The 12,628-nt window shown below is 43.8% G+C and carries 11 protein-coding genes and 3 tRNA genes; 8 read left to right on the top strand and 6 right to left on the bottom strand.

Features of this window, described 5'->3' with window-relative positions; all coding sequences use genetic code 11:
• The first annotated feature begins 48 nt into the window (after window positions 1-48).
• From J5X92_RS14455 to J5X92_RS14440, 4 genes are all read left to right on the top strand, one after another.
• Window positions 49-516 carry a low molecular weight protein-tyrosine-phosphatase gene (locus J5X92_RS14455; protein WP_208805998.1) on the top strand — a complete coding sequence of 156 codons (468 nt, stop codon included), beginning with the start codon at window positions 49-51 and terminating at the stop codon, window positions 514-516.
• 2 nt (window positions 517-518) lie between these two features.
• Window positions 519-1,487: an iron chelate uptake ABC transporter family permease subunit gene (locus J5X92_RS14450; protein ID WP_126873949.1), complete on the top strand. Its 969-nt coding sequence runs from the start codon at window positions 519-521 to the stop codon at window positions 1,485-1,487.
• Window positions 1,484-2,257 (top strand): ATP-binding cassette domain-containing protein, encoded by a 774-nt coding sequence (locus J5X92_RS14445; protein ID WP_013784811.1) that lies wholly within the window; start codon window positions 1,484-1,486, stop codon window positions 2,255-2,257. The genes J5X92_RS14450 and J5X92_RS14445 overlap by 4 nt, the downstream gene beginning before the upstream one ends.
• 82 nt (window positions 2,258-2,339) lie before the next feature.
• Window positions 2,340-3,683, top strand: coding sequence for a 3-deoxy-7-phosphoheptulonate synthase class II (locus tag J5X92_RS14440; protein ID WP_013784810.1), 1,344 nt, complete (start codon window positions 2,340-2,342; stop codon window positions 3,681-3,683).
• Between the two features lie 96 nt (window positions 3,684-3,779).
• Here the strand turns inward: J5X92_RS14440 and J5X92_RS14435 are convergent, their stop codons facing one another.
• The 3 genes from J5X92_RS14435 to J5X92_RS14425 form a co-directional block, all read right to left on the bottom strand.
• Complete coding sequence (locus J5X92_RS14435; protein WP_126873948.1) at window positions 3,780-4,103, bottom strand: hypothetical protein; 324 nt, start codon at window positions 4,101-4,103, stop codon at window positions 3,780-3,782.
• A 2-nt stretch (window positions 4,104-4,105) separates the two neighbouring features.
• Window positions 4,106-4,321, bottom strand: a complete 216-nt coding sequence (locus J5X92_RS14430) for a DUF3820 family protein (RefSeq protein WP_013784808.1) — start codon at window positions 4,319-4,321, stop codon at window positions 4,106-4,108.
• A 174-nt stretch (window positions 4,322-4,495) separates the two neighbouring features.
• Window positions 4,496-6,298, bottom strand: coding sequence for an ABC transporter ATP-binding protein/permease (locus tag J5X92_RS14425; protein ID WP_013784807.1), 1,803 nt, complete (start codon window positions 6,296-6,298; stop codon window positions 4,496-4,498).
• Between the two features lie 300 nt (window positions 6,299-6,598).
• Here J5X92_RS14425 and moaA point away from each other — a divergent pair, with 300 nt between their 5' ends.
• Together moaA and J5X92_RS14415 are read left to right on the top strand one after the other, a co-directional pair.
• Window positions 6,599-7,567, top strand: coding sequence for a GTP 3',8-cyclase MoaA (gene moaA / locus J5X92_RS14420; RefSeq protein WP_013784806.1), 969 nt, complete (start codon window positions 6,599-6,601; stop codon window positions 7,565-7,567).
• A 77-nt stretch (window positions 7,568-7,644) separates the two neighbouring features.
• The gene (locus tag J5X92_RS14415) at window positions 7,645-8,172 is read left to right on the top strand and encodes a GNAT family N-acetyltransferase (RefSeq protein WP_041452953.1); all 528 of its coding nucleotides are present in this window, start codon (window positions 7,645-7,647) and stop codon (window positions 8,170-8,172) included.
• Here J5X92_RS14415 and J5X92_RS14410 read toward each other — a convergent pair.
• The 3 genes from J5X92_RS14410 to J5X92_RS14400 all read right to left on the bottom strand — a co-directional run bounded on the left by J5X92_RS14410 (window position 8,160) and on the right by J5X92_RS14400 (window position 10,531).
• Window positions 8,160-9,785 (bottom strand): response regulator, encoded by a 1,626-nt coding sequence (locus J5X92_RS14410; RefSeq protein WP_126873947.1) that lies wholly within the window; start codon window positions 9,783-9,785, stop codon window positions 8,160-8,162. The genes J5X92_RS14415 and J5X92_RS14410 overlap by 13 nt on opposite strands.
• Before the next feature lie 483 nt (window positions 9,786-10,268).
• Window positions 10,269-10,344 (bottom strand) — tRNA-Val (locus J5X92_RS14405).
• A 111-nt stretch (window positions 10,345-10,455) separates the two neighbouring features.
• A tRNA-Val gene (locus J5X92_RS14400) sits at window positions 10,456-10,531 on the bottom strand.
• A 313-nt stretch (window positions 10,532-10,844) separates the two neighbouring features.
• Here J5X92_RS14400 and gltX point away from each other — a divergent pair.
• Both gltX and J5X92_RS14390 read left to right on the top strand, forming a co-directional pair.
• A complete protein-coding gene (gltX, locus tag J5X92_RS14395; protein ID WP_126873946.1) occupies window positions 10,845-12,254 on the top strand; it encodes a glutamate--tRNA ligase in 1,410 nt (469 codons plus the stop codon).
• An 85-nt stretch (window positions 12,255-12,339) separates the two neighbouring features.
• Window positions 12,340-12,415, top strand: a tRNA-Ala gene (locus J5X92_RS14390).
• Window positions 12,416-12,628: the final 213 nt, after the last annotated feature.

Here is a 12,628-nt window from a genome sequence, read left to right as displayed (position 1 = left end):
ACATAAAGTTTAGCTTAGTGCCGTTATTGGTTTTAAAGGAATTTTTATATGGGTCAGAACACATCGGTGTTATTCGTTTGCTTGGGTAACATTTGCCGCTCACCTACGGCCGAAGCTGTGTTTCTTGCTAAGGCCGCTCGAGCTGGTTTAAAACTAGACATAGACTCTGCAGGAACCCATGGTTACCACATTGGCAAACAACCCGATAAACGCTCGCAAGCAGTTGGCGTAGAGCGTGGTTATAGCTTTAAAGGCTTAAAGTGTAGACGGGTAGATGACAAAGACTTCGAAAAGTACGACTACATTCTGGCGATGGATAATAGCAACTTAGACAATTTGCGTGAAATGTCGCCGCCGGAACACCACGAAAAAATTCACTTGTTCTTAGACTTCGCTAACAGTGAAGATAAAGAAGTTCCCGACCCTTATTATGGCGGAAAGCGGGGCTTTGAATTAGTGTTAGATTTAATTGAAGAGGCCTCTGACGGGCTAATTGCACATATTCAACAGAGCTAGATATGCACACTGTGTTAAAGGGAAGGGCTGCCACCTTCCTACTTTGTAGTGTTACCTTCTTGCTAACCGTTGGTGTGTTAGCCACGGTATGGCTAACCGATTCACCCACGGCATTAAAACAACACATCACACTACAGCTTCAAATTCCGCTTATCATTACCGCTATCTTAGTAGGTAGTGTATTAGCAGTCAGTGGTGCCACCCTTCAAATAGTATTGCGCAATCCGTTGGCAGACCCAGGTATTATTGGTATCACTAGCGGCGCCAGCCTAGTGGCTGCATCCCTGTTGTTACTTACTCCTTTGTGGGCACAGCCTTATCTTCATTACATACTGCCTTTAGGCTGCTTTATTGGTGCGCTAATAACAACGTTTGTTATTTATCGTCTTGCTAGAAAACTTCTGGGTTCTGCGGTTGCTGTTATTTTATCGGGTATTGCTATCTCTACCTTGAGTGGGGCAGTTATTGCTTGGTTGTACATGTTTAGTGATGCCCAATCATTGCGTAATTTAACGTTTTGGCTGATGGGAAGTGTCTATCAAACCACGTGGCCTATTTTATGGGTAAGCGGCCCACTAATTGTTGGTAGTTTATGGTATCAAATACGCCAATCTGCAAAATTCAATCGCCTGTATGCTGGAGATTTAGCCGCGTTAAGTAGCGGCGTGAATGTGCAACGACTTACCGAACGTAGTCTTATTGCTACCGCCGTGGGGGTAGGGGCGGCGGTGTCTATTGCGGGTGCTATTGCCTTTGTTGGGCTGTTAGTGCCCCACATTCTTCGGCTTATTCTTGGCCATGACAATAGAATACTGTTACCAGCAAGCGCGTTATGTGGCGCCAGTTTATTACTTGTTGTGGTGCTCATGTCTGAACTTACGCGTGCGATAACCCTGCCGGTATCGATGATCACTGCCACCCTCGGTGGCCCTTTACTCATTTGGGCATTACTTAAAGGGCAGCTTCGATGAGCCCAGTTATTTCATTGCGCAATATTAACGTGAACAAGCGTTTAACGAATATCACCCTTGATATCAATAAAGGTGATTGCGTCCATATTTTAGGGCCGAATGGTGCTGGAAAATCTACCCTTTTATCGATAATGGCAGGCGTATTACCCGCTGAACATGGCGAGGCTTTACTGCTAAAACAACCCCTACCTCAATGGCCTCTAAGTGCATTGGCAACATTTAGAACCTTATTAGCACAGCAAAGTGAAGCTGTATTTGCGGTATCAGTAAGAGAATACCTTTCGTTTTTTTCAAGTGAGCAGGCGTTCGAACTTCCCAGTTTGTTAGAGGCCACACTGGAAGTAACGGGTTTTTATCAAACGCCCTTAAACCGACTTTCAGGTGGAGAGCGTCAGCGCGTTGAAATTTGCCGTGCACTGCTGCAAGTTTGGCCTGCCATTAAGCGGGGGGAAGCGCTTTTATTGTTAGATGAACCCTTGCAAGGGGTAGATATTCGCCATCAATACGCATTGATGGCGCTGTTTCAAGCCTTATGCAATAAAGGGAATACCTTAGTGCTAAGCAGTCATGACATTTCATTAAGCGCAAACTATAGTTATAAAATGCTGCTCATGAAGTTGGGTACTAGCGTAAGTTTCGGTTTACCCGAGTCGGTATTGTCGGTTAAAAACCTAGAACATACCTTTGATTGTCATTTTGCAGTGAATAAGCGCGACGACTTTCTAGATATTCAAGTTTGCGCACCTATTGTATTAGATCAAATGTGGTAAAATGGCGCGCATACAGATAAGCGCTCATACAACGAGATTAACGTTTGCCTAAACGTAAAAACACTTAAATCAGGAGAACCCCTTGAGTAATTGGCAAGTAGACAGTTGGAGGCAAAAACCTATCCTTCAACAACCAGAGTACGATGATGCGGCACAACTTAAACAAGTAGAGCACACGCTAAGTACATATCCACCGCTGGTTTTTGCCGCTGAAGCCCGTGATCTTCGCCGTCAACTTGGTGAGGTTAGTTTAGGTAAAGGCTTTCTGCTTCAAGGCGGTGACTGCGCCGAATCGTTTGACGAATTTAATGCGCCAAAAATTCGCGATACCTTTAAAGTATTGCTTCAGATGGCCATTGTTTTAACCTTTGCAGGTCGGTGTCCAGTTACAAAAGTGGCTCGCATGGCGGGTCAATATGCTAAGCCTCGTTCATCAAACTTCGAAACCCGTGATGGTGTTACATTGCCAAGCTACCGCGGCGATATCATTAATAGTTTCGAGTTTAACGAAGCGGCTCGCCGCCCCGATCCGAACCGTTTGATTGAGGCGTACCACCGCAGTGCATCGACGCTTAATTTACTTCGCGCTTTTTCTCAAGGTGGCTTAGCCGACCTTCATGAAGTAAATCGTTGGAATATGGCATTTGTTGAAAACAACCCGCTTAAAGAGCGCTATCATGATATGGCCGTGCGTATTCAAGATACGTTATCGTTCATGGATGTGATTGGTATTAATTCCCAATCTAGCCCTACATTGCACGAAACGTCATTGTTTACGTCGCATGAAGCATTACTGCTTAACTATGAACAAGCCCTCACGCGAATTGATACGCTAACGGGTAAGCCTTACGATTGCTCTGCGCACATGATTTGGATTGGTGAGCGTACCCGTCAGCTAGACCATGCCCATATTGAGTTCTTCCGCGGTATTCACAACCCTATTGGTGTGAAAGTTGGGCCTAGCATGCAAGAAGACGAACTTATTCGTTTGATTGATGCGCTTAACCCGAATAACGATCCAGGTAGATTGACCCTTATTACCCGTATGGGGGCTGATAACTTAGCTGATAATTTACCTCGCTTATTGCGCCGCGTTAAAGCAGAAGGTAGACACGTAGTATGGAGTTCAGACCCCATGCACGGAAATACGTTCTCTGCATCAAGCGGTTACAAAACTCGTAATTTTGATGCCATTTTGCGTGAGATTAAACAGTTCTTCCAAGCACATAGCGATGAAGGCACACATGCTGGTGGTATTCACCTTGAGATGACTGGCCAACACGTGACTGAGTGTACTGGCGGTGCATATGAAATTAGTGATGAAGACTTAGCGCAAGCGTATAAAACCCAGTGCGATCCGCGTTTAAACGCCGATCAAGTACTTGAAATGGCGTTCTTAGTGGCAGACCATTTACGCAACGCCTAGTTGAATGAAAGCCTTATCGATGTAGTGGTAAGGCGTCATACTAAAAAGGCTAAATCGACTATCGATTTAGCCTTTTTTAATGTTTCTTATGTTTACTTAATCTTTAAGAACTTCTGCTCGCTCAGCTTCGGTCAAAATTCCCGTAAATATGGTTTCCCGCCTAAGGCTTGCTGTACGTTCATCTTCGGCGAGTAGCAGCGCTGTAAATACCTCAGGTTTATGAATAGTTTCTACAATCCCTTGCCATAACATATAGCTACCGTAACGCATCATGCCACTTTCATAACGAGCCTCTAACGTTGCTTGAACGTTAGTTATGAGTGAAGGTTGTGCAACGACTTTTTTAGCAATGCCTGTGTGCAGGCGCAATATTCGTTGATCGATAGCCTCACGTTTTTGCTTTCTTGGGCGAGCGAACATGGCTAGTCGTCATTAAGTAGAGGCTCAACAACTGACTCTAATCCATTTAGTTTAATTTCGTACATGAGCGCGAGTTGCTGCCCCAGCTTTCCTTCGGGAAAACCTTGTTTGTTAAACCAAACTAAATAAGGTTCTGGTAGGTGAAACAGGCGTCGTCCTGCATACTTTCCGAATGGCATGGTTTGGTTGATTGCACTTTTTATTGCTTCTGGATCCATATTGCTCAAAATTACTTTAATGTCGTTAGGTTGTTAGAGTGCCTACAAGGTGTCAATATTCTCGTCTGCGATGAACAGGTATATGCACTAGTGTTCACGGTTTGAATATGAATGTCGAATATACTGGATGGGTACATTCGGTAAGAGCCTCAAGCCGCATCACTTCTTTAGTATTCATTGGCCCATTTCTTCATGATTTGAATCTCGCTGCTGAGTAGCCCACAGCCGATTGTATATACCTTGTTGTGCTAAAAGAGTCTCGTGGGTGCCATGTTCGGCAATCATGCCCTTGCTTAACACTAAGATGGTATCGGCATCGACGATAGTAGACAGCCTATGGGCAATAACCAAGCTAGTATGCCCCTTTGCGGCGTCTCGCAGCGCGCCTAATATCGCTTGCTCAGATTGACTGTCTAACGAAGAGGTCGCTTCATCGAATATCATTATTGGCGCACCTTTTAATAGCGCACGAGCGATGGCAACTCGCTGTTTTTCGCCGCCAGAGAGTTTTAGCCCACGTTCGCCTACTGTTGTGTCTAGTCCGTCTGGCAAGCTTTCAACAAATTGGGTTAAATGCGCAAGCTTAATAGCATGAGTAACTTCTTCGTCGCTAGCATCAGGGTTGCCGTAACGGATATTTTCTACCAAGGATGTATTAAACAACACGGTATCTTGAGGAACAATACCGATATGGCTTCGTAAACTGTGTTGGCTAAGTTCGCGAATATCCTGCCCGTTTATGAAAATGCCACCCTCGGTGGGGTCGTAAAAACGAAACAGCAACTTCATGATGGTGGATTTTCCAGCACCACTTTCGCCAACCACAGCAATCTTGGCGCCTGATGGCACCTCGAAGCTGATTCCTTTTAAAATAGGCCGTGCTTGCTGATAGTGAAATTGAACGTTACTAAAACGTATGCTCGCCTGTTTTGCTGAGAGGTGGGTAGCATTGGGTTTATCTTCAATTGCGGGTTTTTGGGATAGCAGGGAAAACAAGTTTTGAATGTTCGCTAGCGAGCCACGGATTTCCCGATACACAAAGCCCAAGAAATTGAGAGGCATAAATATTTGCATGGTGAAGGCGTTAATTAGCACGAAATCACCAATGGTCATCTCGCCTTCCATTACGCCATAAGCTGCATTCGCCATCATGGCTGTCATTGCTAGGGCAATAATGCTGGCCTGTCCGCCATTTAAGGCAAACAGTGATAACCGATTTTTACGCCTGGCTTTTTCCCAGCCAGCTAAATCTGTATCGTATCGATTTGCTTCGAAGCGCTCATTGTTGAAATACTTTACGGTTTCAAAGTTAAGTAAGCTGTCTACCGCGCGTGAGTTGGTGGTGGAGTCAGCTTCATTCATTTGCTGCACAAATCGCGTGCGCCAATCGGTAGCTTTCATCGAAAACATGACATAGCTGATGACACTGACCACAATGATCATCGCAAACGACCAGCCAAACTGAATCAATAGCAATATCACGACTAAGCCAATCTCTAAAAGGGTAGGCACGATGTTAAACACCATAAACCGCATTAAGAAACTTACGCCATTTGTGCCACGTTCAATATCTCTTGATAAGCCGCCCGTTCTGCGGTTTAAATGAAAGCCTAAATCTAGATTGTGCAGATGATTAAATACCTTTAAACCTAGCCGGCGCATAGCGCGTTCGGTGACACGTCCGAATAAGGTGTCTCGTACTTCGCCAAGTAAAACATTGGTGAGCCTAAGTGCGCCGTACGCAATAATTAAGCTGATAGGTACGGCAATGGCCAGTGCTTCCACATCCCCATTTAAACTATCTACCGTGTATTTGAGTACATAGGGTAGACCAATGCTGGCAAGTTTAGCGGCGACTAAGCACAGTAACGCTAATGCTACCCTACCTTTGAACTCAAGAAGGTAAGGCCACAACTGCTTGAGCACTTGCCATTTGATAGGCTCATTTTCGTTTAGCGGAAATCGATTTTTTCGCATGGTGTAATATTGTTCTCACTGCATATTTGTGACGGTGTAAAACGAAGACGTTAACGGAAGGCAGGAAGGAAAGCCCCTGCATAAAGGTGAATTGTGATAGATTAACGAACTTTAAACTACATTGTTTACGGTGAACCGTTATATTTATTTAAGAGAAATAAGTTAACGGTACGATAAAACGTTCTAATTTATGCGTTATCAAACATTTCATTCTTATTTGCAGCCGCGTAAACTGGCGAAAAGACATCATAGTCTATTTAATCACATTATTTGTTTTACGTACCCCTAAAGGGAGAAAATTTGTTAGAAGATAGCTTTGGGCGACAATTCCATTATTTGCGTTTATCGGTAACGGAGGCGTGTAATTTTCGCTGTCAGTATTGTTTGCCTGACGGCTACCAAGGTCCTTCCAGTGAGCATTTTCTTTCCTTAGGCGAAATCAACACGCTATTGAGTGCCTTTTCAGGGCTGGGTACGTCAAAAGTCCGCCTTACTGGCGGTGAGCCAACACTTCGCCGCGACTTTCTCGATATTTTAAGTGCAACGGCAAATACTCCCGGCATAAAGCGAGTGGCCATGACCACCCATGGTGGTCGTATGGCTGAACATGCTGCCGCGTGGAAACAGGCGGGTTTACACCAAGTGAATGTCAGCATAGATAGCTTAGATCCCAGGCAGTTTGCGGCAATTACAGGGCAAGACAAATTAAAGCAAGTGTTAGCCGGGCTGGACGCTGCGGTTGAGGCTGGTCTTGATGTAAAAGTAAATTCGGTGCTGCTAAATGATTTTTCTGATGCACGATTGAATCGCTTCCTTGATTGGCTGAAAACGATGCCTGTCACATTGCGGTTTATTGAGTTGATGGAAACCGGCGATACTACTCATTTCTTTAAAGCGCAGCATCAAGGTGGAACCCCACTTAAGCAAACGCTTATAGATGCCGGATGGCAACCCATGGTTAGACGAAAAGATGCTGGCCCTGCACAGGAATTCTTTCATCCTGACTATGCCGGTAAAATTGGTCTTATCATGCCGTACAGCAAAGATTTTTGTAAAAGTTGTAATCGACTTCGCGTTGCCGCCAATGGTAAATTACATTTGTGCTTATTTAGTGAGCACGGTATTGATATGCGACACCTATTAGCCGACCAAGATGTAGTAGGACTACAACAGTTTTTAGTTGAGTGCTTAGGTGAGAAGCATGCAACGCACTTTTTGCATGAAGGTAATACTGGAGCAACGAAGCACTTAGCTATGTTAGGTGGCTAAATTTACGTTCGTTGCGCCAAAAAATACGAAAGCAGCAGTATAAAGTTGCTTGTAATAATGATTGGAAAGGGAAATCTATGTTTATTGAAGATAGCGCGCGCCTGTCTTTCCATTATATCACCGACGCTGATGTAGAGTTCCTGTGGGAGCTTGATCAAGATGAGGAAGTAATGCGATTTATCAGTGACGGTCAGAAAACATCTCGTGAAGATATTACCAACACCTTCGTACCACGCTTTCAAGCATATTCAAATCCAGCCCTTGGCTGGGGATTATGGCGAGTGCAAGAAAAAGAAAGTGAAGAGGATATTGGCTGGGTTTTAGTTCGGCCTTTTGGCTTTTTCACTAAAAATCCTGAGATTGATAATATTGAACTTGGCTGGCGTTTCAAACAAGCCAGTTGGGGGAAGGGATATGCCACAGAAGCAGCGATGCAAGTGAAAGATGCCCTGTATCAAATTGGTATCGACAAATTTTGTGCTATGGCAAAACCTGAAAATTTAAATTCAATCAAAGTGATGGAAAAAATAGGCATGACCTTTAGCCACGAAATTGAATATAAAGATAATCTTTATCAAGAGAAGGTTGTGGTTTACACCACCTGATCTAATAGCCCTTTAACCGTTTCGTAGCGCTGACTTTGTTCTTCAGATAGAGAAGCACTTTCCAGCGTAAAGCGGCACCTCTTCATTACCGCGTTCATATTGCCTTCCGCTTTACCTTCACGAGAGCGTCGCATTGCCGACGCTTGCAGAAGGTTTAACGCAATGGCAGGGTTTCGGGGCATAACCCTAAATGCTTGCTCGAAGGTTTTGTAAGATTTTGCCAGTTCGCCACGCTTATACTGCACTACCGCCACGTCATTGAGGTTTTTAGGGCTTATTGATATTGCTGTTTTCTCTTCAACTTCTTGGTTGATATAACGGCTAAGTAAACTGTTTGGTGCATCCAACTCTTTTTGCCGTAACGTCGCTTTATCGAGTAATTTGAGAGCGCTCCCTCTTAATCCTAAATCGTGAAACGCTTTTGCGGAATCAAGTAGCGTTTCGACAGACTGTTCTTCCAGGTTATCAATATCTAAGGCATCAAGCAGATCTTTTGCTTTATCGTTTTCATCTTTTAGATAGTGAATTCGTGCGCTAATAACTTGCAGTTGGTGGTCAAGATTCACCTTTGGGTAGGCGCTTTTTAATTGGCGCAGATATTCATTGGATTGCTTGATAATTTTGTTTGTTTGCGAGGTTTCTGCCGTCATCGCAAAATCAATACCCGCTCTGGCAACAGACAAGTACATCTCAGGGGTGTCGTGCACTGAATTCTTACCGAAACGAACCACTTTTTTTGCGCTGTTAAATTGCCCTTCATAGTCGTGGGTTAGCCTAGCAAGTTGCACTGCAGTAATATGACGCATCACATTTCGAGGTGAAATGTCGCTGGCCACATTCACACATTCCAGCGCTTCATCATACGCTTCTAACTTAATTTGCAGCTCTGCTAACAAATCATATGCGCTCAGCATACTTTCAGGTTGTAGCGCTAGCTGAATAAGGTCTCGTTCTGCATCATCAAATTCATCTAGGTGAATGTAACATTGAACGAGGCCAAGCTTTGCCCAAGTAAAATTTTGAATATTGATGATTGATTGGTAAAAGAGCTTCGCGTTTTCAAACTGTCTATTCAATAGCAACAAGTCACCCTTCGTTTTTAGGGCTAACGGGAAGTGTTCAGCGTTCTTAGGCTCAACTAAAATAAACTCTAATTCTTTAAGTGCCTGCTCAGGATTCTGCTCATCCATGTAACGATAGACATCGTGAAACATTTTTTTACGGGTGACGACTTTACTAAGTCGTTTATCTAGTTCGTTAACGGAAAATGGTTTTGCTAAGAATTCGTCAGGTTGCATCTCGATTATTGCATGGACAACATCAATGGCAGTATCGGCACTAGTAAAAATAAAACCGGTAGTAAGAGGAATAATCTTTTCGGTTTTCAGCTGCTCAAATAAATTATAGCCGCCTTGTTCTTGCCTTAAGTCATAAGCACAAACAATGACATCGTACTGCCGAGTGCGCAGTGAGGTAAGGGCGTACGCAGCACGGTCTACATAATCGATATGTTGGAAACCAAGTTGCTCCAAAGCATATTTCATATGGCTTTTTGCCAAAGCCTGATCTTCCGCTATTAATAAACGGGTTTGTCTTGCCAACTGTAGGTTCATTACAACCTCGTATATGCGTCAATGCTTACTCGTGTAAACAACCTAGTAGGAGTTTAGTAGAAGAATTAACTTATCACCATTGTTAAATAGTGTCCTAAAGATTGCGGTGCACGGCATGAAAAACAGCTAGAGGGCAGGGGAAATGAGTTTTCTTTTGAAAGAGTGGTGGACGTCTGCTGTGGTTCCTAACGAAGTTATCGTAACGAAGTTATCGCAACGAAGTTGTTGAACCAGTGATTTTTGATTGTATAAAGATAAAGAGAGATGGTGGGCGCTGCTGTGGCTCGTAACGAAGTTATTGAACCAGTGGTTTTTGATTTTATAAAGATAAAGAGAGTGGTGGACGTCTGCTGTGGCTCGTAACGAAGTTATTGAACCAGTGATTTTTGATTTTATAAAGATAAAGAGAGTGGTGGACGACTGCTGTGGTTCGCAACGAAGTTGTTGAACCAGTGATATTTTATTGTATGAAAATAAGAAAGATGGTGGACGCTACTGGGCTTGAACCAGTGACCCTCGCCTTGTAAGGGCGATGCTCTCCCAACTGAGCTAAGCGTCCGATATATCAGATTTGAAGCAAAAAGTGGTGGATGTCTGCTATGGTTCGTAACGAAGTTATCGCAACGAAGTTGTTGAACCAGTGACTCTCGCAGTACACTTTCAAAAAAAGTGGTGGACGCTACTGGGCTTGAACCAGTGACCCTCGCCTTGTAAGGGCGATGCTCTCCCAACTGAGCTAAGCGTCCATCTTGTTTATTATCTTGCCTAAGCAAGTGGGGCGGTATTATAGAGTCGGTTCTCATACTGTCAATAATAAAATGAAAGAAAAATGACTGTATGCCTGAAAAGTGAACATTTTGGGCTTTTTTTATCTGAATTGATGAAATTGTAAGCGTGATGCGACGCCATGCTATCAAACAAGACTTCATTAAAGCATAAATATAAGTTTCTATTGGTAGCTATATACCAAGCAAATGCATCGTGCTGCTTTTGTCGTGAAGCGGAGACTGGTAGAATGCGCGCAATTTCACAATCTAATAAAGATAGAGAGTTTTTATCATGTCGGTTGTAACACGATTTGCACCAAGCCCTACTGGCTACCTTCACGTTGGTGGCGCCCGCACCGCTTTATATTCTTGGCTACTTGCTAAAAACAATGGCGGAGAATTTGTACTTCGTATAGAAGATACAGATATTGAACGTTCTACAGAAGAAGCAAAGCAAGCAATTTTAGATGGCATGCAATGGCTTGGTTTGACTTGGGACACCGGTCCTATCTATCAAACCGATCGTTTCGACCGATATAAAGACCTTATCCAACAATTGTTAGACGAAGGTAAAGCGTATAAGTGCTTTATGAGTGCAGAAGAATTGGATGCTATTCGTGAAGCGCAAAAAGAGCGTGGCGAAAAACCTCGTTATCCTGGCACATGGCGTGATCGTACCGATCACCCAGAAGGCGAACCTTTTGTTATTCGCTTTAAAACGCCATTAGAGGGCACGGTTGTTATTACCGACCACGTACGCGGTAAAATCGAAATTAACAATAGTGAATTGGATGACTTAATCATTCAGCGCACCGACGGCACGCCAACTTACAATTTTTGCGTTGTAGTAGACGATTGGGATATGGGCATCACACACGTTGTGCGTGGTGAAGACCATATCAATAACACGCCCCGTCAAATTAATATTCTGCAAGCATTAGGTGCACCTGTACCCGAATACGCTCACGTATCTATGATTTTAGGCGATGACGGTAAAAAGTTGTCGAAACGTCATGGTGCAGTAAGTGTTATGCAATACCGTGATGATGGCTTCTTGCCTCAAGCGGTACTGAATTATTTAGTTAGGCTAGGGTGGTCACATGGTGACCAAGAGATATTCACTCTTGATGAAATGATTGAGTTATTCAGTTTAGATGCAATTGGCCAGTCGGCTTCTGCATTTAATACTGAAAAATTAATTTGGTTGAACCAGCACTACATTAAAAGTCTACCAGCCAGTGAAGTGGCCACACACTTAAAATGGCACTTTGATGGCTTAGACATAGATTTAACTGCGGGGCCTGCACTCGAGTCTGTTATTGCTATTCAAGCTGACAGAGTAAAAACGTTAAAAGAACTTGCTGAGATCTCTACTTACTTTTATCAAGATTATGAAGAATTTGATGCTAACGCTGCCAAAAAGCATTTACGCCCAGTAGCACGAGGGCCGCTAGAGCGAGTAAAAGAGAAGTTGATGGCTATTGAAGCGTGGGAGCCGGAAAATATTCAGGCTGCTATTAATGCAACAGCTGAAGAATTAGAAGTGGGTATGGGTAAAGTAGGGATGCCATTGCGTGTTGCTACCACCGGAAGTGGCAATTCTCCGTCTTTAGATGTAACCCTTAATTTGCTGTCAAAAGAGAAAGTTGGCGAGAGAATCGACAAAGCGCTTACTTTTATAGCAAACAGAGAAAATTCATAAAAAAACCGTTGACATAAATGGGGTGGATGCCTAGAATGCGCCCCGCTGTCACGGAACAGTCACACAATAGTGACTATGACACAACGGGGCCATAGCTCAGCTGGGAGAGCGCCTGCATGGCATGCAGGAGGTCGGCGGTTCGATCCCGCCTGGCTCCACCAAATCTAACTGCAAGTTTATATTGCGGTTTAGGCTGAAGGTTTTACCTTCGGGCATAAATTGTTTTGTAAGGATAAGGTCGTTCGGTTCGCGGAGCTCACCTCTCCTTACAAAAATGATTGATTGTAAGGATAATGTCGCTCAGCTCGCAGAGCTCGCTTCGCCTTACAAAAAATCTCAAAAGCGTAGCTTTTGAGTTAAGTTAGGCCGGTAAT

This window comes from Alteromonas sp. K632G, assembly GCF_017653625.1.
Lineage (GTDB): Bacteria > Pseudomonadota > Gammaproteobacteria > Enterobacterales > Alteromonadaceae > Alteromonas > Alteromonas naphthalenivorans.
The sequence above is the reverse complement of the archived record's forward strand: the minus strand, read 5'-3'. Positions and strand labels throughout refer to the sequence as shown.

Coding starts and splice junctions, on each gene's coding strand:
- J5X92_RS14425 (WP_013784807.1), bottom strand. CDS start 6,298: ATGCGAAAAAATCGATTTCCGCTAAACGAAAATGAGCCTATCAAATGG.
- J5X92_RS14455 (WP_208805998.1), top strand. CDS start 49: ATGGGTCAGAACACATCGGTGTTATTCGTTTGCTTGGGTAACATTTGC.
- J5X92_RS14450 (WP_126873949.1), top strand. CDS start 519: ATGCACACTGTGTTAAAGGGAAGGGCTGCCACCTTCCTACTTTGTAGT.
- gltX (WP_126873946.1), top strand. CDS start 10,845: ATGTCGGTTGTAACACGATTTGCACCAAGCCCTACTGGCTACCTTCAC.
- J5X92_RS14435 (WP_126873948.1), bottom strand. CDS start 4,103: ATGTTCGCTCGCCCAAGAAAGCAAAAACGTGAGGCTATCGATCAACGA.
- J5X92_RS14430 (WP_013784808.1), bottom strand. CDS start 4,321: ATGGATCCAGAAGCAATAAAAAGTGCAATCAACCAAACCATGCCATTC.
- J5X92_RS14415 (WP_041452953.1), top strand. CDS start 7,645: ATGTTTATTGAAGATAGCGCGCGCCTGTCTTTCCATTATATCACCGAC.
- J5X92_RS14410 (WP_126873947.1), bottom strand. CDS start 9,785: ATGAACCTACAGTTGGCAAGACAAACCCGTTTATTAATAGCGGAAGAT.
- J5X92_RS14445 (WP_013784811.1), top strand. CDS start 1,484: ATGAGCCCAGTTATTTCATTGCGCAATATTAACGTGAACAAGCGTTTA.